The sequence below is a fragment of the Frigoriflavimonas asaccharolytica genome (genome assembly GCF_013294015.1).
GTDB classification, from domain to species: Bacteria; Bacteroidota; Bacteroidia; order Flavobacteriales; family Weeksellaceae; genus Frigoriflavimonas; species Frigoriflavimonas asaccharolytica.
In genome coordinates this window covers 73,717-100,428 of the sequence record NZ_JABSNO010000003.1, presented here as the reverse complement: position 1 = coordinate 100,428, position 26,712 = coordinate 73,717, and the positions used below count along the sequence as shown (strand labels likewise).

At 32.4% G+C, this 26,712-nt stretch carries 24 protein-coding genes; 8 read left to right on the top strand and 16 right to left on the bottom strand.

The window, feature by feature from the left end; all coding sequences use genetic code 11:
• The first annotated feature begins 41 nt into the window (after positions 1-41).
• Both HNQ03_RS02855 and HNQ03_RS02850 read left to right on the top strand, forming a co-directional pair.
• The gene (locus tag HNQ03_RS02855; protein WP_173778143.1) at positions 42-656 is read left to right on the top strand and encodes a response regulator; all 615 of its coding nucleotides are present in this window, start codon (positions 42-44) and stop codon (positions 654-656) included.
• A gap of 151 nt (positions 657-807) precedes the next feature.
• Positions 808-2,793, top strand: a complete 1,986-nt coding sequence (locus tag HNQ03_RS02850; RefSeq protein WP_173778142.1) for a hypothetical protein — start codon at positions 808-810, stop codon at positions 2,791-2,793.
• Positions 2,794-3,037: 244 nt separating this feature from the next.
• On the opposite strand, the gene HNQ03_RS02845 is transcribed toward HNQ03_RS02850, so the two are convergent.
• From HNQ03_RS02845 to HNQ03_RS02825, 5 genes are all read right to left on the bottom strand, one after another.
• On the bottom strand, positions 3,038-4,477 hold the full coding sequence (locus HNQ03_RS02845) for a TolC family protein (RefSeq protein ID WP_173778141.1): 1,440 nt from the start codon (positions 4,475-4,477) through the stop codon (positions 3,038-3,040).
• Positions 4,458-7,646, bottom strand: a complete 3,189-nt coding sequence (locus HNQ03_RS02840) for an efflux RND transporter permease subunit (RefSeq protein WP_173778140.1) — start codon at positions 7,644-7,646, stop codon at positions 4,458-4,460. Before HNQ03_RS02840 ends, HNQ03_RS02845 begins: the two co-directional genes overlap by 20 nt.
• A 19-nt stretch (positions 7,647-7,665) precedes the next feature.
• A complete protein-coding gene (locus HNQ03_RS02835; RefSeq protein ID WP_173778139.1) occupies positions 7,666-8,748 on the bottom strand; it encodes an efflux RND transporter periplasmic adaptor subunit in 1,083 nt (360 codons plus the stop codon).
• Between the two features lie 120 nt (positions 8,749-8,868).
• Entirely contained in the window at positions 8,869-9,204 is a 336-nt protein-coding gene (locus HNQ03_RS02830) for a hypothetical protein (RefSeq protein ID WP_173778138.1), read from the bottom strand.
• Positions 9,205-9,350: 146 nt separating this feature from the next.
• Positions 9,351-10,352: a M28 family metallopeptidase gene (locus HNQ03_RS02825; RefSeq protein WP_173778137.1), complete on the bottom strand. Its 1,002-nt coding sequence runs from the start codon at positions 10,350-10,352 to the stop codon at positions 9,351-9,353.
• A 67-nt stretch (positions 10,353-10,419) separates the two neighbouring features.
• On the opposite strand from HNQ03_RS02825, the gene HNQ03_RS02820 reads away from it, so the two are divergent.
• The 6 genes from HNQ03_RS02820 to HNQ03_RS02795 all read left to right on the top strand — a co-directional run bounded on the left by HNQ03_RS02820 (position 10,420) and on the right by HNQ03_RS02795 (position 17,091).
• Entirely contained in the window at positions 10,420-11,562 is a 1,143-nt protein-coding gene (locus HNQ03_RS02820; RefSeq protein WP_173778136.1) for a methionine aminotransferase, read from the top strand.
• Between the two features lie 50 nt (positions 11,563-11,612).
• A complete protein-coding gene (locus HNQ03_RS02815) occupies positions 11,613-12,761 on the top strand; it encodes an aminotransferase class I/II-fold pyridoxal phosphate-dependent enzyme (protein ID WP_173778135.1) in 1,149 nt (382 codons plus the stop codon).
• Positions 12,762-12,778: 17 nt separating this feature from the next.
• The gene (locus tag HNQ03_RS16200) at positions 12,779-13,321 is read left to right on the top strand and encodes an RDD family protein (RefSeq protein WP_173778134.1); all 543 of its coding nucleotides are present in this window, start codon (positions 12,779-12,781) and stop codon (positions 13,319-13,321) included.
• A 131-nt stretch (positions 13,322-13,452) separates the two neighbouring features.
• Positions 13,453-14,382 carry a DsbA family protein gene (locus HNQ03_RS02805; RefSeq protein WP_173778133.1) on the top strand — a complete coding sequence of 310 codons (930 nt, stop codon included), beginning with the start codon at positions 13,453-13,455 and terminating at the stop codon, positions 14,380-14,382.
• 147 nt (positions 14,383-14,529) lie between these two features.
• Positions 14,530-16,335: an OmpA family protein gene (locus HNQ03_RS02800; RefSeq protein WP_173778132.1), complete on the top strand. Its 1,806-nt coding sequence runs from the start codon at positions 14,530-14,532 to the stop codon at positions 16,333-16,335.
• A gap of 72 nt (positions 16,336-16,407) precedes the next feature.
• The gene (locus HNQ03_RS02795; protein ID WP_173778131.1) at positions 16,408-17,091 is read left to right on the top strand and encodes a hypothetical protein; all 684 of its coding nucleotides are present in this window, start codon (positions 16,408-16,410) and stop codon (positions 17,089-17,091) included.
• A 471-nt stretch (positions 17,092-17,562) separates the two neighbouring features.
• Here the strand turns inward: HNQ03_RS02795 and HNQ03_RS02790 are convergent, their stop codons facing one another.
• The 11 genes from HNQ03_RS02790 to HNQ03_RS02740 all read right to left on the bottom strand — a co-directional run bounded on the left by HNQ03_RS02790 (position 17,563) and on the right by HNQ03_RS02740 (position 26,650).
• Entirely contained in the window at positions 17,563-20,316 is a 2,754-nt protein-coding gene (locus HNQ03_RS02790; protein ID WP_173778130.1) for a sodium-translocating pyrophosphatase, read from the bottom strand.
• 140 nt (positions 20,317-20,456) lie between these two features.
• A complete protein-coding gene (locus HNQ03_RS02785; RefSeq protein ID WP_173778129.1) occupies positions 20,457-21,068 on the bottom strand; it encodes an inorganic pyrophosphatase in 612 nt (203 codons plus the stop codon).
• A 20-nt stretch (positions 21,069-21,088) separates the two neighbouring features.
• Positions 21,089-21,616 carry a DUF7935 family protein gene (locus HNQ03_RS02780; protein ID WP_173778128.1) on the bottom strand — a complete coding sequence of 176 codons (528 nt, stop codon included), beginning with the start codon at positions 21,614-21,616 and terminating at the stop codon, positions 21,089-21,091.
• A gap of 100 nt (positions 21,617-21,716) precedes the next feature.
• Positions 21,717-22,316, bottom strand: a complete 600-nt coding sequence (locus HNQ03_RS02775) for a class I SAM-dependent methyltransferase (protein ID WP_173778127.1) — start codon at positions 22,314-22,316, stop codon at positions 21,717-21,719.
• Positions 22,317-22,453: 137 nt separating this feature from the next.
• Complete coding sequence (locus HNQ03_RS02770) at positions 22,454-22,840, bottom strand: polysaccharide deacetylase family protein (protein WP_262888535.1); 387 nt, start codon at positions 22,838-22,840, stop codon at positions 22,454-22,456.
• Between the two features lie 165 nt (positions 22,841-23,005).
• Positions 23,006-23,881 (bottom strand): hypothetical protein, encoded by an 876-nt coding sequence (locus HNQ03_RS02765; protein ID WP_173778125.1) that lies wholly within the window; start codon positions 23,879-23,881, stop codon positions 23,006-23,008.
• Positions 23,878-24,555 carry a RadC family protein gene (gene radC, locus HNQ03_RS02760; protein WP_173778124.1) on the bottom strand — a complete coding sequence of 226 codons (678 nt, stop codon included), beginning with the start codon at positions 24,553-24,555 and terminating at the stop codon, positions 23,878-23,880. Before radC ends, HNQ03_RS02765 begins: the two co-directional genes overlap by 4 nt.
• Before the next feature lie 63 nt (positions 24,556-24,618).
• Positions 24,619-25,230, bottom strand: coding sequence for a murein L,D-transpeptidase catalytic domain-containing protein (locus HNQ03_RS02755; RefSeq protein ID WP_173778123.1), 612 nt, complete (start codon positions 25,228-25,230; stop codon positions 24,619-24,621).
• Between the two features lie 147 nt (positions 25,231-25,377).
• Positions 25,378-26,043: an ABC transporter ATP-binding protein gene (locus tag HNQ03_RS02750; RefSeq protein ID WP_173778122.1), complete on the bottom strand. Its 666-nt coding sequence runs from the start codon at positions 26,041-26,043 to the stop codon at positions 25,378-25,380.
• Positions 26,044-26,072: 29 nt separating this feature from the next.
• Complete coding sequence (locus HNQ03_RS02745; RefSeq protein WP_173778121.1) at positions 26,073-26,297, bottom strand: hypothetical protein; 225 nt, start codon at positions 26,295-26,297, stop codon at positions 26,073-26,075.
• Entirely contained in the window at positions 26,294-26,650 is a 357-nt protein-coding gene (locus HNQ03_RS02740) for a hypothetical protein (RefSeq protein ID WP_173778120.1), read from the bottom strand. The genes HNQ03_RS02745 and HNQ03_RS02740 overlap by 4 nt, the downstream gene beginning before the upstream one ends.
• Positions 26,651-26,712 lie beyond the last annotated feature (62 nt).

Here is a 26,712-nt window from a genome sequence, read left to right as displayed (position 1 = left end):
GTTTTTCCGTATATCTTTGTACAATATTAGCTGGTAAAAAAATGATTAGAATTTTCGCATTTGATGATAGCAAAGAAAGGCTCCAAAGTTTGAAAGCCCTTATTTCTATGAGCGAAAATTTGGAATACATTGGTGAAGCCGAAAACTGTGCAAACGTACTTGCCATAATGCAAGAATTTAAGCCAGATGTAGTATTGATGGATATTAATATGCCAGAAGTAGATGGTTTGGAAGGTTTGAAAATCATTAAAACAAATCTTCCACAGATAAAGGTATTGATACAAACTGCATTTGATGACAGCGATAAAATTTTCAAAAGTATTACTGGTGGAGCAAGTGGTTACATCTTAAAATCTGATTCTGCCACCAGAATTTTGCAAGCGATAGAAGAAGTTTATGAAGGCGGCGCTTCCATCAATCCTGCGATTGCAAAAAAGGTTTTGGAGTATTTTGCTCCAAAGAAAAATCTGGAATTCCTTACGCCAAAAGAGCAAGAAGTTCTGAAATCTCTTGCAGAAGGCAAAAGCTACAAAATGGTTGCGGATTTTTTGGGTGTAAGTTATTCCACAGTAAATTCTCATACAAAAAACATCTACGAAAAATTGCACATCTCTTCTTTAGGAGAAGCCATTGCTTGGTATTACAAAAACGTGTAATCCCTAAATCTCGAAGTCTCAAATCTCCTTCATCCCTACTTTTAGGGATTTTTTTATGTACAAATTCTTTTCACATTTGTGGAATAATAATCTTAAAATTTTCCACTAAAAATTAAATTCATTAAAAAAGAAAAAATTTAAAATAAAAATTATGAAAACAAAAACAATTTTAACAGCTTTTCTTTTAGGAACAATACTGTTCGCAAATGCGCAAGAAAGTTCAAAGAAAGATGACATCGTAAAAGGATGGAACGGTATTACAAAATCCGCAATATCTGTTGGTTACGGAAGCACAATGCCAAGTAGCACCACAAAAAATGCTTATATAACCAATTCATCTGGAGTAAGTTTAGATTATTACCAACCACTTATAGCTTTTCGCAAAGGTTGGGACGGTTGGCCAAAAACAACACTAGGTATAAACATTGGCGGACAATACAACTTTGGTGGCAGCGGAAACCCAAGTGCTGCATTACCAAATACTTTTCCAATTTTTGGTAGCACTTCAATTTCTGTAGCTTATAAAGGAGTTGATCCAAGAAACCCAGGATTTAGAATAGGAATTGGACCACAAGTAAATTTTAATTTGGGAGAAAAATTTACCATTTCTCCAATGGTTTTGGCAGAATATTTCTCTATGACACAAAAAGAATTGAGTGCCGTGCAAACCACACAATACAACGGACAAACCTACGAAAAAGCTTTGTGGACTTTGCCAGAAACCAAAACAAGTGGTTTAGCAATTACCCCAAAAGTAAGAATGCAATATTGGATTACTCAAAATTTGGGATTATTTGCAGATGCCAGTTATATTTTAGGTCCGAAAGTGGAAACACAAATAAGTACTTTGGTACCAACTGGACCACCAAACCAGGCCGGATTTTACGAAGCAAATTTTGTGAACAACGGAACGTATGTAAAAGGAGAAACCAAAAGCACCAGTTATTCTGCACTTGGCGTAAATGTAGGATTGAGTATTGCCTTTGGCAAACCAAGAAAAGGTTGGGATGGACTTGCTGAAAGTGAATACAAAGGTTGGGATGGAGTTACAGAAAATTCTAATTCTAATAAAACAACTACTACTTGTGGATGTACACCAGATCCGACAGCTTCTGTTCAGTTTCCAAGTGGTTCAGGTACAAGTGCAAATATTGGGTCGGTATTAAATATACCTTATAATGCAAGCAACAATACAAAAACCTTAACAATTAATTATCGACCTCATTCAAATAGTTTGTCAAGTGGTGTTTGGGCTACAAAAATTAAAGTTTTAATAAATGGTGTTGATTCTTTCGCTTTAAATAGAACTTCTCCTTTAGGAACAACAAATAACTATCTACTTACTTCTAATAATGGAAGCATGACAGTTTCATTCAATGATTTGAATGAAGGAACTAATACAATTTGTATCATTGCAACTTGCACTTCTTCAGGTTGTACAACTACTTTAGGATGTGTTACCGTGAATGTTGCATCACCACCAACACCCACTTCTGCAAATGTTACTTTATTAAAAAAATGTTGTACAATTGTACATGGATTACATGCAGGTGATTTTACAGGACAAGTAAGTTTTGCAATGGGAGGCACAACTTCTGTAGGTGCAGTTTTAGAAATTACTTCGCCGAGCGGAATTGTATATGAACCATTTGTGCCAGGAAATACCACTGCTTGTTATTCTCCACCTTACTCTATAAAATTATTAGATGCAAGTCATTTACCATTTGCAAGCACAACAATAAATGGTGCGCCAATCAATACTATCTCTTACAATAGAAGGTTTGATTTTAGTTGTATGAAAATATCAAGTATTGCTATTAAAGTTGATAAAATAGAAGCATTTTTACCTCATAATCCAAAATTAACTGAAGGTTGGGCAACTGCAAGTACTATTGATTTATCCGAATTAATGGTTGAAGATCCAGAAGATGGTCATCGATTAAATTCAACTTTTACAAACCCTAAAACCAAAGAAATAGTGAGTGTAAAATCGATAGTAGAAATTTTAGAAAATGGTGATATGAATCTAATAAAAATAGAATCCGCTTCTTCTACTTTAAATGGAATTACAAAACCAATTGAATTTATTCAACGTAAAAAACATAATTATGTTGGTCATGTAACTTTATTAAAATAATTAATTTTTTACAATAAAACCTTGCCCTCAAAAGCAAGGTTTTTTGTGCTAACTTCAGTTGCAAATCCTAAATATTCGTAAAGAAAATATTTTTTCTCAAATTCATTTTTTAAAAAAAATTATATACAGATGAAAATAATTCTCATTTGAAGTTAGGAATTCTCTACAATCATTTATTTCAATGAAAAATCAGATAAAAGAAAGACCATTTCAATTGTATGAAATGGTCTTTCTTTTATCTTCTCTATTTCCAGCCACCACCAAGTCCTTTGTAGACATCTACAACTGTTGTTAATTGCTGCTTTTTTGCTTCTATCAATTCCATTTTAGAATCTAAAGCGTCTCTTTGCGTCATCAAAACTTCTAGATAATCTGCTCGAGAATTTTTAAATGAAATATCTGCAATATTGATAGATTGATTTAAAGCTTCCGTTTCCTGAGACTTTAATTGATAATACTGCTCGATGTTTTTTACTTTACTCATTAAATTAGAAATTTCTATGTAGGAATTTAAAATCGTTTTATCATATTCATAAAGTGCCTGTATTTGCATGGCATCTGCACTCGCAAAATTGGCTTTTATGGCAGATTTATTTATTAATGGTCCAGCTAAATCTCCTGCCAAACTATAGGCAACAGATTCTGGAAGTTTTAACAAATAGCCCGGTTTGAAGGCATTTAATCCTAAAGCTGTAGATATTTCTAAAGAGGGATAAAATTCTTTTCTCGCCGCCTGAACGTCTAATTTTGCTGCTTGCAATTCTAATTCTGCTTGCTTTATATCTGGACGATTAGAGAGCAATTCAGAAGGAATTCCTGTATAAACCAATTGCGGAATGCTCGTCATAAAATTTTCTTTATGGCGCACAATAGCTTGCGGATATCTGCCCAAAAGCACATTGATAGCGTTTTCTTTCTCTACAATATTTTGCTTGTAGGTAAATTCTCCAGCTTTAGATTTTGCCAATTCAGCTTCAAATTTTTTCACCGCCAATTCTGTGGTTGCCGCTGCTTGTTTTTGAATTTTTGCCACTGCCAATGCTTTGGTTTGCAAAACGGTGTATTGCTGTATGACATCTAATTGATTGTCTAAGGTTAATAATTCATAATAATCTGTGGCTATTTCTTGAATTAAATTAGACAGCAAAAAATTTTTGCCTTCTACTGTAGAAAGATATTTGGCAACTGCAGCTTGCTTTTCCGTACGCAATTTGTGCCAGATATCTACCTCCCAATTTGCAGAAACACCAACGTCTAGATTGCCCAAATTATCCGGAACTTCTTTTCCTTCGGTGATTTCTGTACTTGCATCTCCTGCTCCAGTACTGGTGTATCTTCCTACTTTTTCTACGCCAACACTTGCTGCTGCAATAAATGTTGGGTTCAATTTTCCATTTTGAAAAAGGACGTTGGATTTTGCTATTTCTATATTTTGTAGCGTGATGAGCAATTCTTGGTTATTTTTCAGCGCAATTTCTATTAAATTTATCAGATCTGCATCTGTAAAAAATTGTCGCCATGGTGTAGTGCCACTGTTTATTTCTGTGGTATTTTCTTCGGCGAATTTTGGTGGCAAAGTTTCCTTTACTTCATCTTTTATCACTGTTGCCATTGGTGCTCTACAACTTGCAAGCGCAAGGAAAACTGTAATGGCAATTGCTGGTTTAATCTTCAAATTTATCATCGTGTAAGTATGGTTCTGTTTGTTCTGTTAATGGGGATTCAGATTCATATTTTGCCATTTTCATTTTGGCGGCAATACTTCCGAAAATAAAGTATAATCCTGGTATAATAAACACCCCGAAAAGTGTTCCTATAAGCATTCCACCTGCTGCTGCAGTACCGATTGTTCTGTTTCCAATTGCACCTGGTCCGCTTGCAATTACTAATGGCAACAAACCTGCAATGAATGCAAAAGATGTCATCAAAATTGGGCGAAATCTTGCATAAGCGCCTTCTATAGCAGCTTCGCGAACGCCAATTCCTTCGGCTTTTCTCTGGACGGCAAATTCTACAATTAAAACTGCATTTTTTCCGAGCAATCCAATGAGCATCACCATTGCAACTTGTGCGTAGATATTATTTTCTAAACCTAAAAGAGACAAGCAAAGAAATGCCCCAAAAATTCCAGTTGGTAAGGATAAAATTACGGGCAATGGCAAAATAAAACTTTCATATTGTGCAGATAATATGAGGTAGACAAAACCCAAACATATTAAAAATATATAAACAGCTTCGTTTCCACGAGAAACTTCATCTTTAGAAATTCCTGCCCAATCTATACCAAAACCACGTGGCAAGGTTTTATCTGCTACTTCTTGTATGGCTTTTATGGTTTGCCCAGAACTGTATCCATTGGCTGGTGTTCCGCTTACTTCTGCAGCGTTATACATATTATGCCGGGTGATTTCAGACAGTCCGTACACTTTTTCCAGATGCATAAAATCTGAATAAGGCACCATTTCATCTTTATCATTTTTCACATATAATTTTAGCAAATCACTGGGTAGAGCTCGATATTCTGGACTTGCTTGCACAATTACTTTGTAAGGTCTATCAAATTTAATAAAGCTGGTTTCGTAATTAGAACCTATCAAAGTAGAAAGATTGTCCATGGCTTTAGAAATACTCACACCTTTTTGCTCTGCCAAATCATTGTCTATTTTCAACATATATTGCGGAAAACTTGCGGAATAGAATGTAAATGCAGAGCCTAACTCTGGTCTTTTCTTCAATTCTGAAACAAAATCTTTGCTCACTTTTTCCATATTGTGGTAATCTCCACTTCCGGCTTTATCCAGAAGCCGCAGCTCAAAACCTCCTGCTGCTCCATAACCGGGAATAGAAGGTGGTTGGAAAAATTCTATATCTGCACCGGGAATTTCCTTGGCTTTTTCTTCTAATTTTCCCATAATATCTACCGCAGAACTAGAACGATCGCTCCAATTTTTTAAATTAATAATACATGAACCTGAGTTGGAACCAGTACCTTCCGTCAAAATTTCAAAACCTGCTAGAGAAGATACAGATTGTACACCTTCCACTTCTTCTGCTTTCTTTTGAAGATTTAAAGCAATTTGATTTGTTCTTTCCAACGTGGAACCAGGTGGCGTTTGTATGATGGCATAAATCATCCCTTGATCTTCCGTTGGTATGAAACCAGAAGGCAATTTATTGCCAATTAAATAGATTCCTAAGCAGAAAATAAGTAACACTGGTAGCGTTATCATCTTTTTGGAAACAGTTTTATTTAATACATTTTTGTATTTATCTGCTCCACGGTTGAAGGTTTTATTAAATTTTTCTAAACCTTTGTCTACAAGGCTTTGCTTTTTAACTTTGCCGTGGTTGTTTTTTAATATTAAAGCGCATAAAGCTGGTGTCAAGGTTAATGCAACTACACCAGATAATATGATTGAGGAAACCATAGTTACAGAAAATTGTCTGTAGAAAATTCCTACTGGTCCACTCATAAAAGCAACTGGAATAAAAACAGATGCCATCACCAATGTAATGGCGATAATAGCTCCACTAATTTCGTGCATGGCTTCTTCTGTGGCTTTCAATGGGGACAAACCTTTTTCTTCCATCTTGGCATGAACTGCTTCTATGACGACGATGGCATCATCTACAACCACACCAATTGCCATAACCAAAGCAAAGAGCGATATCATATTTAAGGTAATACCAAATGCAGACATAATTGCAAATGTTCCTATCAACGAAACGGGAACGGCTATAGTTGGAATTAAAGTAGATCGCCAATCTCCTAAAAATAAAAACACCACTATTCCTACTAAAATAAAGGCTTCAAATAAAGTGTGAATCACTTTTTCTATAGATGCATCTAAAAATGTGGAAGCATCATAACTTAAATCATAGTGCATTCCTTTTGGGAAATTGTTTTTCTGCAAATCTGCCATCAAAACTTTTACATTTTTTATAACGTCGCTTGCATTAGAACCGTAAGACTGTTTCACCATGATAGATGCGGCAGGTTTTCCTTTGAATGTGGAATAAATATCATACATAGAACTACCAAACTCAATATTTGCAACATCTTTTAAGCGGACAAATTCTCCACCAGATTTTGCTTTTAAGATGATGTTGCCATACTGCGCTTCTGTGGTATATCTTCCCGGATATTTTAGAACATACTCAAAAGATTGCGAACGTTTGCCAGAACTTTCGCCTGTTTTTCCTGGTGATGCCTCTATACTTTGCTCATCTAATGCTGCCATTACTTCATCTGCAGAGATATCATAAGCAATTAAACGGTCTGGTTTCAACCAAATTCTCATTGCATATTCCCGTGTTCCCAAAATATCTACATCTCCTACTCCTTTTATTCTATTTAATTCTGAAGTTACATTGATATCTGCGTAATTGAATAAAAATTTCTGGTTGGCTTTTGGGTCGTCACTGTAAATATTAACATACAAAAGCATATTTGGTTCTTCTCTTGTAATTTTCACACCTTCTCTTACTACTAACGGTGGTAATTTATTAATTGCAGAAGAAATTCTATTCTGCACATTCACGGCAGCTACATTTGGATCGGTACCCAAATCAAACACTACTTGTATAGATGCTTCGCCATCATTTCCAGCATCTGAAGCCATATATTTCATTCCCGGAACACCATTTATGGCTCTTTCTAGGGGAATTACTACAGATTTTATGAGCAATTCATTATTCGCACCCGGAAATTCTGCCGTAATATTCACTTTTGGTGGCGAAATAGACGGAAACTGAGTAACTGGAAGTGCAACGAGTGATAAAATTCCCAAAAAAACTATGATCAGCGATATCACTATGGATAATACTGGTCTTCGGATAAATCTTTTAAACATAATGTATAATTTTTAAAAATTAATCTGCTTGTAGTTTCAAAGAAGAAATCACTTGTTGAGCTTGCTGATATTTAACCTTCACCTTTTGGTTCTCTTTTAATTTTTGCACGCCGTCTACTACAAATTTATCTTTTGCAGATAGCCCAGAACTCACCACGTAAACATCTGGTAATTCGTAGGCAATTTTTATATTTCTAGACACTACTTTACCTGTTTTATCCACCACAAAAACATATTTCTGATCTTGAATTTCGTAGGTTGCTTTCTGCGGAATAATTAAGGCATTATTTAAAGGAAAATTCATCAAAATTTTACCCGTTTCGCCATTTCTTAGCAGAGCATTCGGATTTGGAAACTTTGCGCGGAAGGCAATATTTCCAGTTTCTGCATCAAATTCTCCTTCAATAGTTTGTATAATTCCGGCTTGTGGAAATTGCTCACCATTTGCCATTAGTAAATTGACATGCACATCTCCTCTATCTGCCATTTTTGTTTGGTAGGAAATGTATTCTGGCTCAGACACATTGAAATATGCATAAATATCTCCGTTATCTGAAAGGCTCGTTAGCAAATCCCCTTCATCTACCAAGCTTCCCAATTTCATTGGTAAACGATTGATAATGCCAGAAAATGGCGCTCTCACATTGGTAAAAGATAAGTGCAAATTGGCTAAATTTGCTTCAGCTTTGGCGCCATCTAATTTAGCTTTGGCCATACGTTGTTCATTTTTAGAAACTACATTGTTATTTGCCAGAGTGCTTGCATTTTGCAATTCTATTTTGGCTTCTTCTACTTCTGCCATTGCTTTTTGGTATTCTGCCTGATACAATTGTGGCATAATGCGAAATAATGGTTGACCTGCTTTTACGTACTGACCTTCGTCTACGTATACATTTTGCAGAAAGCCTTTTTCTTGTGCTCGTATTTCTATATTTTTTACAGAGCGGATTTGAGATACATATTCTTTCGTTACAATGGTATCTTTTTGAAGTGCAGTAGTTACTGGAAATACTTCTGCGGTTTCTTTTTCTTCTGCTTTGTTGGTGCAGTTCGTTAACGACAACAACAAAACAAACGCAAATAAGGATGCGAATTTTTTCATAGCAAAAAATCTAATTTATTAAGGGAAAATAATGGAATAGGCTGATATTGAGTTTAAAAATAAACTCAAAAATGTTTGATCTAAAATAGAATTTAGATTAAATAGAAAAAGAAAGTTGGTCTAAATTCTGAAAGATTCAATCAGAATATACGTTTTTACTGGGTGAAGTTCTGCATTTGCAAAAACACTTTTCGAAACTAGATTTTTGGATGGGTCTAATGCTTTGCAGAATAAACTGAAATCAGCAGTAGAAAAACCAATAGAATTTGAAAAATTATCTAAGATTGAAAAATCATCTAAACTTTCAAATATGAAATTATTTGAAGAGTCTTGAATAACTAAATGATTTTTTTTAAAATTTTTCTCTAGTTGAGGTTTTGATTTAAAATTTTGAGAAGTAGCGGCTTTAAAAGAATTTTGATAACTAAGGTAGTCGCCAGATTTTCCCTCTACCATTGATAGTAGAAAGACGCAGGAAATAATACTTACTATAAAATTCTTAAAATTCACGGTGCAAATATAAATCTTAAAAAAGATAAATAAATGCACACAAATGAATTTTAACAAAATTTTATAATATCGTTTTTACATAAGAAATTTAGTTAGTCAACTTTAATTCGTGCCTCTCTATTTGCCAATTCCCATGCAGTAGCAAAAACCAATTGCGTGCGTTTTTTCAGCAATTCGTAATCAATTTTGTCTGGTGTATCTGTTGGTTTGTGGTAATCTTCATGAATTCCATCAAAATAAAAAATTACCGGAATTCCATTTTTAGCAAAGTTGTAATGATCAGATCTGTAGTACAATCTATCTGGATCATTTTTATCGTCGTATTTGTAATTCAATTCCAGTTTTACTGTTTTGCTATTTGAGGTTTCATTTATAACTTTCAATTCTTTCGAAAGCATTTCAGAACCAATCACATACACGTAATCTTTCCCTCTATTTGCAGGATCGTCTCTACCGATCATATCTATATTTAAATCTACCACTGTATTTGCCATCGGGAAAACAGGATTTTCTGCATAATATCTAGAACCGTGCAAACCATGTTCTTCGCCAGTTACATGAAGAAAAAGTATCGATCTTTTTGGTCCGTTTCCATTTTTTTTCGCAAATTGAAATGCTTCTGCAATTTCCATTACACCCACAGTTCCACTTCCATCATCATCTGCACCATTGTAAACTACACCTTTAGAATCCATTCCTACATGATCATAATGCGCAGAAATTACAATAATCTCTTCTGGTTTTTCGCTGCCTTCTATAAAAGCAAGAATATTTTCAGAATCTGGTAAACTTCCTCTTTTTCCATTCATAAATTCTGCCGGAACTTTTTGATAATAATCCGCCATAGATTTTGGTTGAGAAATTCCCATTTTTTTGTATTCCTCTATCATATATCTTCCTGCTTTTTTCTGACCTTCAGATCCTGTATCTCTACCTTCCATTTCATCACCAGCTATGATGTACAAATGCTTTTTTAAATCTGAAGCAGTGATAGTTTCGTAAGAATTTTTAAACGCTTTGCTTTCAAAACCAACTTGTGCAGTACAAGAGTTAAGAGCAATAATAGAAAAAAGTGCAATTATTTTTTTATCCATCTCAATTTTTTGTTAAAAATATCAAATTATTTGCAAATTCTCTATTTTATCTTACTAAATTTACCATATGAAGCTTTCAAAAAAACATTCTGGCAGAGATCTTACCATTTTTTCGGAAATGTCTGCCTTGGCAAATAAACATCATGCTGTAAATCTTGCACAGGGATTTCCAGATAATGAAATCGATATTCGGTTGAAAAACTTTTTAGCACAAGCAACTTTAGAAAATCACAATCAATATACACCACTTCAAGGAGATCCATTACTGGTAGAAAATTTATCAATTTTTAATAAAAATAGAAAATTACCAATATTAATAGATAAGGAAAACATCACCATAATACCTGGAGCAACCTACGGAATATATTGCGCCCTCAAAACAATAATAGATTTTGGTGATGAAGTTATTGTATTTGAACCTTGCTATGATTCTTACGTTCCTTCAATTGAGATGAATGGCGGTATTCCTGTTTTTGTGCAGTTAGATAATGATTTTGAATTGAATTGGGATCATTTTGAAAATGCAATTACAGAAAAAACGAAGGCCGTAATTGTGAATTCCCCGCATAATCCTACCGGTAAAGTCTGGACCAAAGAATCTTTAGAAAAATTATATTCTTATATAAAGGATAAAGATATTATAGTAATTTCGGATGAAGTTTATGATCTTTTAATTTACGATGATCTAGAGTTGATGTCTGTTTTTCATCATCCAGAATTAAGAAAAAGATCTATTTGCATTTATTCTTTTGGTAAAATGTTTCATGCAACAGGCTGGAAAATCGGGTATATTTTTGCGGAAGAAGAATTGAGTATGGCTTTCAGGCAAGTGCATCAATATATGACGTTCTGCGTTAATTCTCCGTCGCAAAGAGCCTTGGCAAAATATCTAGAAGTTTTTGATGTGGTAGAAAATAAAAGAATAATGCAAAATAAACGCGATTTATTTTTTGATTTGATGCAAGAAACACCCTTCATCATTAATGAAAAAGCAAATGGAAGCTATTTTCAATTGGGAAAATTTACCAATATAAAACCTAAAATGACGGATAAAGAATTTGCAATTTGGCTAACTGTAGAAAAAAAAGTGGCCTTAATTCCTACTTCTGCATTTTTCCACAATGAAAAAAATACAGGAACCGTAAGATTTTGTTTTGCAAAAAAAGAGGAAACCATAATAAAAGCAGTGGAAAATTTAAGAAATCTTTAATTTTTAAAAGCAAAAAATGTTGTTCTAGTTAGATTTAAAAATAGGAAATTATGAATTTCAATAAAATACATTCTGCAAAAGAAGTTAATATTTTTACAGATATTGGCAATCATTCTAGGCTTCATTCCGCTATAAATCTTGCACAAAATGCACCAGATTTCCCGATGGATTCTAGATTATCTCAATTTTTAAAAGAATCTGCAGAAAAGGATTTTAAAAAATTTGCATCTGCTCCTGCTCTTCCCATTTTAATTGAAAATATATTACAATTTAATAAGAGAAGAGAAAATCCCCTTTTCATTACTGAGAAAGAAATTTCTATAATTCCAGGTGCTACTTATGGATTGCATATTGCGATGCAAGCGCTTGTGCAAGAAAACGATGAAGTAATCATCATAGAACCTTGCTATGAAACCTATCTTCCATTGGTAGAAATGCGAAAAGCCAAACCAATTTTTATCAGTTCCAAAGATAATTCTCCTTTAGAATGGTCGGTTTTAGAAGATTCAATCACGGAAAAAACGAGGGTGATTATTGTAAATTTTCCTCATAATCCAACTGGAAAAATTTGGAATAAAGAAGATTGGGATACACTTTGGGAACTAATAAAAGATAGAAATATCGTCATTCTATCTGATGAAGTTTATGATGTTTTGGTTTTTGATGATCATCAATTTTACAGCGCATATCACCATCCAGAAATAAAAGAAAGATGTGTTTGCCTTTTTTCTTTGGAAAAAATGTTCTATTTATTTGGCTGGAAAACGAGTTATATTTTGGCTTCGGAAAAGTTGACGGCACATTTGCAATCTGTGCATCAATATATTTGCTTCACCACCAATCTTCATGCACAATATGCTTTGGCAAAATTTTTAGAAATTTTCGATGAAAAAGAGAATCGCATCTATTTCCAAAATAAAAGAGATTATTTTTTAACATTAATGGAAGATGTACCTTTCACTATTTCTGAAAAAGCGAAAAGTGGCTATGCACAAACCTTTGATTTCACCAACATTAATTCCAAAATAAGCGACAAAGATTTTTCATTATTACTAATAGAAAAAGCAAAAGTGGCAACAATTCCCTACTCTGCTTTCTATCATGACGAAAAAAATACGGGTAAACTGCGAATTAGTTTTGCAAAAAAAGATGAAACTTTGGAAGAAGCTGTGGCGAATTTGAGGAAATATTTTTGTTAAAATTTAATCATTAAAAAGTGAAAATTTCAGAAATAAAGGAAAAAAGATTAATTCATAGACCAACACAAAATTTTGATGCAGGTGGAAATAGAATTTACCAAGCGATTGATTATGATTTTAAATTCGATACAAAATCTAAGGACAATCATACAGCAAGACTGTTATCTAAAGTAATAGATTTAATACCAAATATTTTTATTTTGATCTTTATATTTAAGTTAAATCCGTTTCTAAGTTTTTTGTATTCTATTCCAATGGTAATAATTATTGGTGCTATTTCTGAAACTTTAACAGGACAAACTTTAGGAAAGAAAATATTTAAATTGAAGGTTGTAGATGATTACGGCAATCGTCCAAATTTTAGTAGATCATTTAAACGAAATCTTCTATGTTTAATTAATTTATTGCCAACATCGTTTTACTATACTAAAAATGGAAGAACTGGACCAGGTTTAGCATATAATTTTGAAATGCATCTAAATAATAAATTTTCAAATACTTTTGTATTAAATAACAAAGTGTATCTGGAAATTAAAAATTTGCTTCATAGAAAGGAATAAAATGTAACTATACACAAAAAATTAAAACTAATTTTACCAAATAAACACCATTTACTGGCGGAAAATATTTGGAAATAGAATTCCTTAAAAGATAAAGTGCTAGAACAAAATTCATATTTAAAATTTAAATTATGCAAGAAGAAAAAAATCCACTATTGTGCGATATAGATACAGGAATTTGCGAAATAGCCGAAGATAATTCAACAAAAAATGCTGAAAATTTTGATGAAAATTCAAAAGAAAAATCGGTGAAAATCATCTATTTTACAGATCCTATTTGCTCATCTTGTTGGGGAATAGAACCACAATTGAGAAAACTGAAATTGGAATATGGAAATGATATAGAAATTGAATATAGAATGGGCGGTTTGCTAAAAGATTGGTCCTACAATAGTGGTGGCATCAGCAAACCTTCTGATGTTGCAGAACATTGGGACGAAGTAAGCGCGCATTATGATATGCCAATTGATGGAGATATATGGTTAGAAAATCCGTTGCATTCTTCTTATCCACCAAGTATTGCATTCAAAGCGGCACAAATTCAAGATGAAAAGAAAGCCCAAGATTTTCTACGAGAAATAAAAGAAATGGTTTTTTTGCAGAAGAAAAATATCTGCGACTGGGAAAATTTGGCTTTCGCCGCAGAAAAATGTGATTTAAATATGGTGAAATTTAAAGAAGATTACGAAAATGCAGCAAATCTCTTATTTCAAGAAGATTTGAATTTTGCTAGAAAATTGGGTGTAAGAGGTTTTCCTACGCTATTTTTCATCAACAATGAAGGGAAATCTGAAATAATGTATGGCGTAAAACCATATGAAAGTTATGAGGCGATTTTAAAAAAAATAAATCCCAGCATTAAAACTGAAAGCTATAAAAAAGATTGGGAATCTCTTTTTTCAAAATTTGAAACGATGACTGCTTTAGAATTCTCAGTATTGTCGGGTATAAATCGCTCCGAAACCGACGCGATTTTAGATCAACTCCTTGCGGACGAAAAAATTGAAAAATTCAATACTAAAAATGGCTCTATTTGGACTTGTACAAAGGCGAATAGCTAAATTTTTGTGACGAAAATACATGAAAAAGTATGAGATTTTTTTTAAAGTAAGGGAAAATTCAATTTTAATTGATGAAAATTTTAAAAAAGCATTGCTATAAGGCTAAATAGCGTTATTTTTGTTTCCATTAAAAAAACTAACTATTTTATGAAAACAAAACAAACTTTGCTGTTTCTGAGTTTGATTTTACTTTGGAGTATCCAAATAAAATCAAATATTAGAAATACTGAATTAATTTTCAGTGAAAATCATTCTAAAATGATGAGTATTAAACAAGATACCATCATAAAACCAGATTTGCCCGCTACTACTAATTATTTTCAAATAGGTGCAAATATAGGGTATGACATTCCCACTGTCAAAAATCATCTTGCGTATGCAGAGATTCAAAATGGGCTAAAATTCGGTGTGAATTTGAATTATTACTGGAAATATTTCGGTGTTGGTTTTGATGTTGATTATTTTCAAAATAACATGAAAAATCTTTATCCAACCACCAATCTAAAGTTTGGCGCTACCTCGTTAACAAATCTTCAAAATACAGAAGGTAAAATTTCGAGGTTATTTTTTGGTGTTGGACCAAGTTTCAAGACCAACGAAGCAAAGAAAATAAGTGCAGAATTGTATGGAAGAGTCGGACTTTCCAATATAACTGGTGGAGAATTATTGTTGAGAGACAATACTGCAAACGTAACCCTTAATAAATACAATGGCTTTGATTCTAAAAGCCTTCTTACCTTCAAAGGTGGATTGAATGTGATGTTCAACATCCAAGAAGATGTTGCTTTAAGTATTGGAGGATACTACATAAAGCATCAGAAAACTACCGAGCTTTTAAGCGGATCTAGTTATACTGCTTACAGAGAATTCAACGATGTGAATAATACCAACGTTGTAACGGATAACGTAAAATTTAGAAATTCGGAATGCAACTGCGATTTTGATTCTTATGGTGTTACCTTAGGACTTAATTATAGATTTGGCATCAAAAAGAAACAGATTGAGCCAGAACCATTGATTGAAATTCCAAAGTCACAAGACAACACCATCATTGTAAACACGTTCGATAAAATAACGAAAGAGTTTCTTGCTGGCGTAAAGGTTAATTTATTTGATTCTACCGGTGAACCGATTGGAGAAGAAACTACAGACGGATCTGGAAGTGTTACATTTAAAAACCTACCTTATGATACTTACACAATCAATTCAGCTTTTTATGGCGAACCACTAGAAGTTACAACGGTAGACAGTGCAGAGTTTGATAAAAACCCTATCGTTCGTAAGAATATCTATTATACTCAAAATCACATCATTGTGAGAGGAAACATTACGGATTGCAAAACAAAATTACCACTGAAAAATGCTTTGATATATGCAGAAAGTAATAGTCCGGAATATAATAAAACTGCCAAGTCTGATGCAAATGGAAATTTCACTATGATATTGCAAAATAATTTAAGATACAGAATCTATGCTTCAAAAGAATTGTATTTCTCTGAAATTAAAGAGATTACAACATCTAAAACTGTAGGTGGATCTGTATATATGGAATTGAATATTTGCGCAGATAATGCTGGTTGTGGTAATAAAGTTACCCTAAACAAAATTTATTATGATTTTGATAAAGCTACATTAAGAATAGAAGCATACCCAGAATTAAATAAATTATTGCAATTCTTGAAAGATAATCCAAACGCAAATGTGGAGCTTTCTTCTCATACAGATGCGAGAGGTAGTGATGAATACAACCAAAGATTATCTAACGAAAGAGCAAAATCTGTAGTAGACTATTTGATTACAAACGGAATTACAAAATCAAGATTGATTGCAATAGGAATGGGCGAAAAAGCCATTTTGAACCAATGTATAAACGGCGCAAAATGTACCGATGCAGAACATGAAGTGAATCGTAGAACGGAAATGAAAGTTATCTGTCCGGATCAAAAAAAATAAATCTTATCTTGGTATTACTATGTTCTAAACCGCATAGTAATACTATTTTTATAATTAAATAATCCTATTAAAATGAAAAATATAAAATATATATTCTATTTCAATATACTCTTCTTATTTTCTAATTGTTCTAGAAGCGAAGATTGTGTTTATGTATCTCAAGATTGCAGTACTTTCACCTACACAGAAAATTTTGAGACCGCAACCTTAAATAATGTCAACGGTTGGACAACCATCAATGGAACTGGTATTGTTGCAAATTTTCCGGTAGGAAACACCAACAAAGCCATGAAATTCACAGATGGATCTGGTGTTTCTACTACCTTCAATTCTAATTTTTTAACGGCTAATCTTATCGCAACTGGTTGCGATATATATTACAAAGTAGCATTAAATGCAGTTGGAGATGCCACTGCAGAAAATGCAATGGAATTGTATAATACTACCAACTTTTACAATTCTACCTACAGAGCAGTTTTTAAATTGAAAGACCCTTATAAAATTGTTGCAAATAAGGGAGTATTTACATCAATTAAAATTCCAATTGCTTTGGCTTCAAACAATGTGTTGCCAAGTAATGAATATGGGCAATGGACAATAGTTCCCTCTGTGAATGCAGCGGATGATGCTCAAAAATTTAATGATGTACTAAAAAACAGAGGAGGAGTTTCTTTCACTGTAGATGTTCCTAATGCAGAAAATGTAGTTTGGTATTATGATGATTTTCAAATTAAAACTTGCTGTTCCACATTTTAATTTCTAAATCGTACAATAAAAAAAGCAAAAAGACTTATCAAATTTGATAGGTCTTTTTTATTGAACCAATTCCTTATCTTCATCATACTAAAAATAGTTGTGCGCACATTTGTAGTTGGCATCACATTTTATGAAGAATACTACATATAAAATTATTGATTCTGCGCTTTCTTCTTACCAATAATGCTATCGATAGTTCTATTGTAATTCTATTCAGATTCTGTTTAGTATTTTAATCATTAATTTATGTTTTTTTGGAGAACATTAAACTTATTAAAACTAATATTTGCAAGTATATGTATTAAAAAATATATTCAGGATTATGTTTACTTAAAAAGATTTTATAAACAAATAATTATTAAGGTAATTACGAATATTAAATTTAGCAATGAAATTCTTAAATTATAAAAAATGATAATAAAAAAACGCCTCAAAAACTTTGAGGCGTTTATCTTTTTAAAATAAAAAATTCTATAATTCTGTAACTCTCACAGCTATTCTTCTGTTTTGAGCTTTGCATTCTGGAGTATCATTTGCAGCACAAACAGGAAATTCACTTCCGTATCCTTCTGCCTCAATTCTGTCTGCGGCAATTCCCATTGCTGTCAATTGTTTTTTTGCACTTTCTGCTCTTTGGAGAGATAGTGGTTGGTTGATTTCTTGTGAACCAGAATTATCTGTGTACCCACCAAGTTTTATCTTTAAATTTTCGTTGGCTTTCAAAACTTCTGCAATATTCTGTAATTCAACCATAGAACTTGCTTTAATGGTACTTTTTCCAGTATCAAAATAAAGATTTTCTATGGTAAACCAAACATCTTTATTTAAAATAGATTCATCTTTTCCTTCAATACTTTTCACCATATTAAATATAGAACTGCTATTTCCTATCATGATTTTTTTTCCATTCATTAAAGAAACTTCTTGCATTTCGCCTGTTTCATACACGAAATCTCCATCTGCATTCAATGCTCCTTTCATCGTAGAAATTGCGGCCAAATCTACAGCAGCTTCTCCGTTTGGATTGTCTGCTTTAATTTGAGCTAATGTAATTACTTTTAATTTCGCTGCTCTATTTTCCTTTATTTGATCTGCGTGTATCACCGCTAAAGTAGGTGCAATAACTAAAGAAACGATAGACATTAATTTAATTAAAATATTCATAGATGGACCAGAAGTATCTTTGAAAGGATCTCCTACAGTATCACCTGTTACAGATGCTTTGTGAGGTTCAGATCCTTTGTAGAATTTTTCACCTTTAATATCTACACCTTGCTCGAAAGATTTTTTTGCATTATCCCAAGCTCCACCAGCATTATTTTGGAACATACCCATCAATACTCCAGAAACAGTAGCTCCTGCTAAAAATCCACCTAAAACTTCTGGACCTAAAAGGAAACCAACAATTAGCGGAGAAACGATAGCAATTGCACCAGGTAACATCATTTTTCTCAAAGATGCTTCTGTAGATATTGCTACACATTTGTCATATTCCGGTTTTCCTGTTCCTTCCAAAATTCCTGGAATTTCACGAAATTGTCTTCTAACTTCTTCTACCATTGCCATTGCAGCTTCTCCAACAGCACGAATAGCTAAAGAAGAAAATATAAATGGAATCATAGCTCCCACAAATAAACCTGCAAGTACATCTGCTCTATAAATATCGATACCATCAATTCCTGCAATTCCTACGAACGCTGCAAATAATGCTAAAGCCGTTAAAGCCGCAGAAGCAATTGCAAATCCTTTTCCTGTAGCAGCTGTGGTATTTCCTACTGCATCTAGAATATCTGTTTTTTCTCTAACTTCTGCAGGCAATTCGCTCATTTCTGCAATTCCACCTGCATTATCTGCAATTGGACCAAAAGCATCAATTGCTAATTGCATTGCTGTTGTAGCCATCATTCCGGCTGCTGCAATAGCAACACCGTACAAACCTGCAAAATGGTAAGATCCAAAAATTCCCGCTGCTAAAACCAAAATTGGTAAAAATGTAGATTCCATTCCTACTGCCAATCCACCAATAATATTTGTTGCATGACCAGTAGAAGATTGATCTACAATACTTTGCACTGGTCTTTTCCCCATTGCTGTATAATATTCTGTAATGATGCTCATTAAAGTACCAACTGCTAAACCAACTAAAATGGAATAAAAAACATCCATACTAGTGAAATTAAAGCCTCTTAAAGACATTTCTGCTGGCAAAATATTGGTAACTAAGAAGAAACATGCAATTGCGGTTAATACAATGGAACCATAATTCCCCATATTTAATGCATTTTGCACAGTCGAAGTATTCAATCCTGCACTTTCCGAGATACGAACGAAAAAAGTACCTATTATCGAAAGTATGATACCAACACCTGCAATAAGCATCGGCAATAAAATCGGAGATAAACCTCCAAATCCATCAACTAATGGATTTAAATCTATACCAGTAGTTTCTCTACCCAAAACCATAGTTGCTAAAACGGTAGCTACATAAGAACCGAATAAATCTGCTCCCATTCCTGCTACATCTCCTACATTATCTCCTACGTTATCTGCAATAGTTGCCGGATTTCTTGGATCGTCTTCTGGTATTCCTGCTTCTACTTTTCCTACTAAATCCGCACCTACATCTGCCGCTTTAGTGTATATTCCACCTCCTACTCTTGCAAAAAGTGCGATAGATTCTGCACCCAAAGAAAAACCTGTCAGGATTTCAATAGCACGCTTCATTTCTTCGCTGTCTACAGCAGAATCTGGAGCAAATACCATTTTTAAAATAATAAACAAACTACCTAAACCCAAAACAGCCAAACCAGCAACTCCCATTCCCATTACAGAACCTCCTGTAAAGGAAACCTTCAATGCTTTTGAAAGTGATGTTTTTGCAGCTTCTGCAGTTCTTACGTTGGATTTTGTAGCGATCCTCATTCCTAAGAATCCGGCTAAAGCACTGAAAAATGCACCAAAGATAAATGCCAATGCAATAGACCAGTGGCTATTTTTATCCGCATATCCCATTACACCTAACAATAGAGCAGCTACTACAACAAAGTAACTCATTACTTTGTATTCTGCTTTTAAGAAAGCCATTGCTCCATCTGCAATATAGCCAGCAATTTCTTTCATGCGGCTATCGCCGTCTGGTTGTTTGGTAACCCATGCACTTTGGATAAAAGTGTAAATAAGAGCAATGACACCAAATATTGGTACCAAATAGAAAAGATTATTCATAGTTTTTGTTTAATGTTAATTTCTGTTAAATTATTTAAAGAAAATCAAAAGTACATAAATAATTCTGATGTTTAAAAATTTAACAGGCAAAAACTATGAATTTACCGTAAAAATTTATGAAATTTGGATATTGTTTAATGTTATCCGCCAAATTTACTTGCATAATCTCGCATAGAAGCTAAAACTACTTCTTTTGCATGATCAGCTCCGTAAACTTCATGAATTCTACATTTTGCAGGTTCGTCTGGTAAATTTTTGTAGGTAAGGAAATAGTGCATCAAACGTTTTACTTCAGCTTGCGGCAATTCAGAAATATCTCGGAAATGCCCGAAAGCGTGATCTCCTTTCATTACTGCTACAATTTTATCGTCTGCTTCACCTGCATCTATCATTTTAAAACCACCAATTGGCAAAGCTTCCATCAACATTCCGCCAGAGTGAATATTATGAGAACTCAAAACACAGATATCCAAAGGATCATTATCTCCAATAGTTACGTCTTCTGCTCCACTTTCTAAAGCTAGTCTCAAAACTTCATCGTGGCAATATGTTCTAGGTACAAAACCATACAATGCAGGAATTATATTAGAAAATTGCTGTGGGCGATCTACTTTTAGGAAACCACTTTCCTTATCTACTTCATATTTTATAGTATCCGAAGGTACTATTTCTATAAAAACATTCACTACGTCTGGACATTCTTCCCCTACGGAAATTCCGTGCCATGGATGTGCTTTAAAATTTGGTATCATTTTGTGTAAAATTAATTGTATTAGGTAACCAGCAAAACTTCTCGCTTCAATTCATCAATTGTCTGGCTGATATAATCTTCACCGTTCATATAATTGAGCAGCAAAAGTGTTTTATATTCTTCTAAATTGGCGTTTTCTCCAATCTTATTGTATGTTTCTTGCAACAATTTTATAACTTCATCTTTAGCCATAACTACAGAAGACCACGTATTTTTGGTAATGTAAATTTGTTGAGACGTATTATAATTAAATTCTTCTATTATAGATTTTTCCGTTAAAAAAAGAAATTCATGCTTTTCTAATTTAGCATCGAAATTAGAAACCAAATTAGAAGGTTTTATCCTTTCTAAAAAAAGTGCCATCCTTTCATAAGATTGGCTTTTATTTTCTGCATTCCCTTTTACAGTAAGCATTTTAAATTCTCTATTTTTAAATTCAATATATTTAAAAACGAAAAGTCTCAATAAAAAAATGATCGGAATTATAAAAACCAACGCGAATGCGTAAGGAAAATATGGTTCGGAAAAAATTTCGTTTAGAGAGTCCATTGCTACTTTAATAATCGCAAATTTACGAAATTTTTAAATGTAAAAATTGCTGATAATTGTCAACTATCCGTGGGAATTTAAAGCTTTGTAACTTGATAAATTATTTCTCTTTCTCCATTACCCAAAGACATTTTTCCCTTTCAGCTTTTCCAAAATTCTTTCGATAATCTATTTTTTTTATTACAACTTGCTTAGATTGTAGTCTATTTTCAAAATCTAAACCATATAATCTTTGCAAATCAAATTCTCCATAGGCTTTCAATTTTTTTTCTGGTGTATTATTTTCAAAATTTTCCAAGGTTTCTTCGGAATTTAGATTCATTAATGATAATAGAAATAATTTTCCACCAGATTTTAAAACTCTATACATTTCGCTTAGCGCTTTCTTTTCATCAGGAATATGCCCCAAAACATGAGCGCAAATAATAAAATCAAATGTATTATCAGAGAATTTTAAATCTGTAATATCCATTTGTAGCGATGCTAAATTTGGATTTAAATCTACATCCTGATAATTTGGATTTGCTTTTAGAATATTTTTTAAAGAATCTTCTGGCGCAAAATGAAGGATTTTAGGATTATCGTTAAATATTTTAGTTTCATTTTCTAAAAATAATTTTAATAATCTAGACCTTTCCAAAGAACCACAATGTGGACAAACAGCGTTTTCTATGCAAACTAAGACATTTCCTTTTTTCAAAAATTTTGAAGAAGATTTTTGACAGCAAGGGCAATAGAAATTGTCACCTTTCAAAAAAATTGCTTTTACTTTTCGGATATGGATATGGATATCGTTTCGGAATTTCTTCGGAAATATTTATTTATAAAAAACTTTTATCATCTTCGAATTTTATTTTTATTAAAAAAGCTTTTTAAAAAATAATAAATATATTCAGATTTAATGATTTCTGAAGCATCAAAATTTTCATGTTCCATCAAAATTCTATGAAGATGATTTATAAAATGATCCTTTTTTAAACCTGCTGTCCCAAAAGATTTCAAGATATTTGCTTCAGAATACATCCACTCAAAAAATTCATTATTCACAGAATCATCACCAAAAGGAAAGCAAAAATTGAGATCTTCTGATAAATTTTCTTTCAACAAAATGGAATTTGCTTCCAAAAGTTCTGCTTTTTGTATTTCAAAATCAATTTTTGGAAAACGAGCGTGACTTCTACTATGATTACCAATAGCGAAACCCATTTTCTTCATTTCATGCAATTGTGAAAGTGAAAAATAAGGCTTTTCAGTTTCTAAATAATCTGAAAAATTTTTTAATAATTTATAAACTTTTTAAGTAATATTTAACTAAATCTTTTTTTGAATGCTGTATTGAAAGATATTCAGAAACTTTTGCACCAAAACTCTCATTAAATAAATAATAAGCTATCTAAATAAACTCATTAACAATTGTTTTTTATTATTTTGTAAAATCGGAAAACACTCTAATTCTGCCCCAAAACTCTTAAAAAACAGCTCGATACCTCGAATGCTGCCTCCCATAAAACTAAATTTTTTATTTGCAATTTCTTTTTCAAAAATTTTATCTAGTAAAAATGAAGCAGCATTTTTATTTAAAAATTCCGGATCATTCATTAAACCTAATAAATAATTGGTATCATCATCTTGAATTACAATTGCGAGACTCAATAATTGATCATTTTCAAAAGCAGCATAACATTTTAAAAAAGCTTGTGCAGATAGAAATTCTAGATATGCCTGAAAAAAAATCTTATCCGAGTTTTTATCCAAACCTTTGAAATGGGTATTGATGAAATTTAAAATATTAGCGTCAAGTGAAACTATCTGCAAATTAAGATATTGTGCAGATTTAACCGCAGATTTTCTACCTTTATAATATCGCTTTTTTAATGAAGAATAAGCCGTTTTTTCAATAATGTAATTTTTTTTCGGCGCTAATTGTTCTTCAAAGCTATTTGATGAATTAAAAGGATACAGATAAATTTTATAATTTACTCTAAAATATTCTAAAAATTCTTGCTCTACATTGGTGTTTTTTTCTAAACTATACACTCCAAGTTGTTGGCAAAAAAGTGGAATTAAAGCGATGTTTAAGCCAAATTTATTTTTTATTGGTATTGGCATTATATATTGATAATCACCATAAATTAGCAGTTCCCAAGCTTCGCACAAAAAATCTAAAATTTCTCTTTTTGCATAGAAATTTCTCTGCACAGAATTTTCTAAACACTTTTCATATTTTTGAAAATCAATATCTTTATATGATACTTTTCTAATCATAATTCTCCTTCGTCTGCGAAACTATAATAAGAATTTTGCGCAATTATAATGTGATCTATTAGCGTGATTTGCATAATTCTAGAAGCTTCTTTGATGCTTTTTGTAATTTTAAAATCTTCTTGGCTAGGCTTCAAATTTCCGGAAGGGTGATTGTGAGAGATTATAATTCCGGTCGCAAAATGCTCACATGCGATTTTAAATAAAATGCGGATGTCGACAACAGATTGATTAATTCCGCCAGAAGTAAGTCTAGTTTTGTGTAAGATTTTATTATTTTGATTGAGGAATATTGCCCAAAATTCTTCGGTTTGCAAATCTCCCAGATATGGATGCAAAACATGGAAAATATCTTTGCTAGAAGCAATTTTAATTTTTTCAGGAATTTCTTGCGCTGCTCTTCTCTTACCAATTTCTAAAGCTGTGGTTATTTCTATGGCTTTTACTTGTCCTACTCCTTTAAATTTCATTAAATCTGGTAGGGACAATTTGCTTAAATTGTGCCAATTGTTGTCTACAGAATTTAAAATTCTTCGTGCCAATTCTACTGCAGTTTCTTCTCGGCTTCCATTTCTCATGATGATTGCCAACAATTCTGAATCTGACAAAGCACTTTTGCCTTTCAACATCATTTTTTCTCTCGGTCTATCGTCTTCAGCAAGAAATTTTATGGACATTTTGAAATAATTGATGGTTGCGTAATGATTAATTGATCTAAAATCTGTTCAAAGATAAAATTTTTAGTAATAACAATACAAGATTATTGGCTTTTTTGAAGCATCAATATATTTTGCGATTTTATCGAAAAAATTTTGAGAAAGCATTGGGCAACCCCAACTTAGACAAGACGGATATTTTTGCTCCACATCTTGCATGCAAGATAATGGATGCATTACTATTGCACGTTTCATCGCTAAATCGTTGGTTTTATCAAGACCTTTTAGTCGATAAGATTTTCCAAAACTACCAACATAAGAACTGCTAATTTCGTATTTTCCCAAAGAAGATTGAAGAGAATTTTCAATATTGCTAAATTGAAGTTCGGCACTACCAGGAATTTCGCTTCCAGAACCATGTGCAACCAAGCCTTTTTCTAGAATTTTTTCATTTTTCAAATCATACAGAAAAAATCTGAATTTGTTGGATGGAATTTTGAAATCTATGAAGATGGCCAATTCTTGATTATAGATCTTATTTTTTATAAAATTTTGTAAAGAAGAAATTTTTTCTGCAGAAATCGTTGGTTTTTTATTTTCAATTTTAACGTTAGATTTCGGTATTTGTGCATCGCCTTTACAATTGATGCAAAGCAGAAAGATGAATAGAAAATTTAAAAAATGAATATATTTCATTATTGAATTTGGAAATTGATTTTTAAAGCAAAAGTTGAAAAAAATTATTATGAAACAGAAAGAATTTAAACATGACAAAATAATTCTAAATATTTACTTTAGACAATTTTATTATTTCATACTTAAGGACTCCAGACTGAATACTTCTTAAATAATCATCCCGTCTTTCATTTCCAATTTTCTATCTGTAACGTCTGCTAAATTTGGATTGTGCGTAACGATGACAAAAGTTTGATTGTATTTATCGCGCAAATCAAAGAATAATTGATGAAGATCGTCTGCATTTTTGGAATCTAAATTTCCTGTTGGCTCATCTGCAAAAATTATCTTCGGGGAATTGATCAATGCTCTTGCAACCGCAGCTCTTTGTGCTTCTCCACCAGACATTTCGCTTGGTTTGTGGTGCAATCTGTGGGCAATATTCAAATCTTCGAAAAGCTGAATGGCTTTTTCCATAGATTCTGCATCATTTCTTCCAGAAATTTTTGTGGGCAATAGTACATTTTCCAAAGCTGTAAATTCTGGTAATAATTGGTGAAATTGAAATACAAAACCAATATTAGAATTTCTAAATTTAGAAATTTGCTTGTCGCTCATATAGATGAAAGAATTGCCATCAATACTTATTTCTGTACCGTATTTTTTCACATTTGAGGGTGAATCTAAGGTACCTAAAATTTGTAGAAGGGTAGATTTTCCAGCGCCTGATTCTCCTACAATCGAAACTACTTCGCCTTGTTTGATATGAAGATCTACACCTTTCAGCACTTCTAAATCTCCGTAGAATTTATGTATATTTTTTGCTTGGATCATAGTTTTACTATTGTAAGTTTTATAAAACTTTATTTCAGTCTTACAAAAAATGTATTATTAGGAATTTCAAATTTCTGAATACCATAACCATTTGTAGATGGAAATGATGAATATAATTCCATTGTATTGTCTGAAGGATTAATGCTTTTTACAATACCACAATGTCCCCAAGTTTCTGTCCAAAATTGAACCAAATCTCCTTCCACTACCTTTTTCTGATCGTCTATTGGAATATCAATTCCTTTTTCAATCAAAGCAAAATATACTCCTTTTGGATCATGGATTTATTTTTTAATAAATCTTGAATATCGTCGTTGGTGATTATCCTTATTCTACTTTTATCTAAAGAAGTTAAATTTTCAGACTTTTCTAATATTTGTATTAAAAATTCTGTACACACTGCTTTTTTATATGTAGAAGATACTTCTGGGCCATATTTTTTTGCAGCTTCAATAATTGAAATATTCTTTTTTGGAATTTCAAGTATTTCAATTTTTCTTAAAGTTGTTTCTTTTTTGAAATTGTTACTTTTATAATCACAACTTAATACACATGAAATCAAAAATAATAAGGTAAATAATTTTTGATGGTATTTAATTAAAATCATAAAAGTAACTTTTCAACTTGAGATACTTTGCAGCCCGACTTGAGTGGAAATCCTTTTTTTGC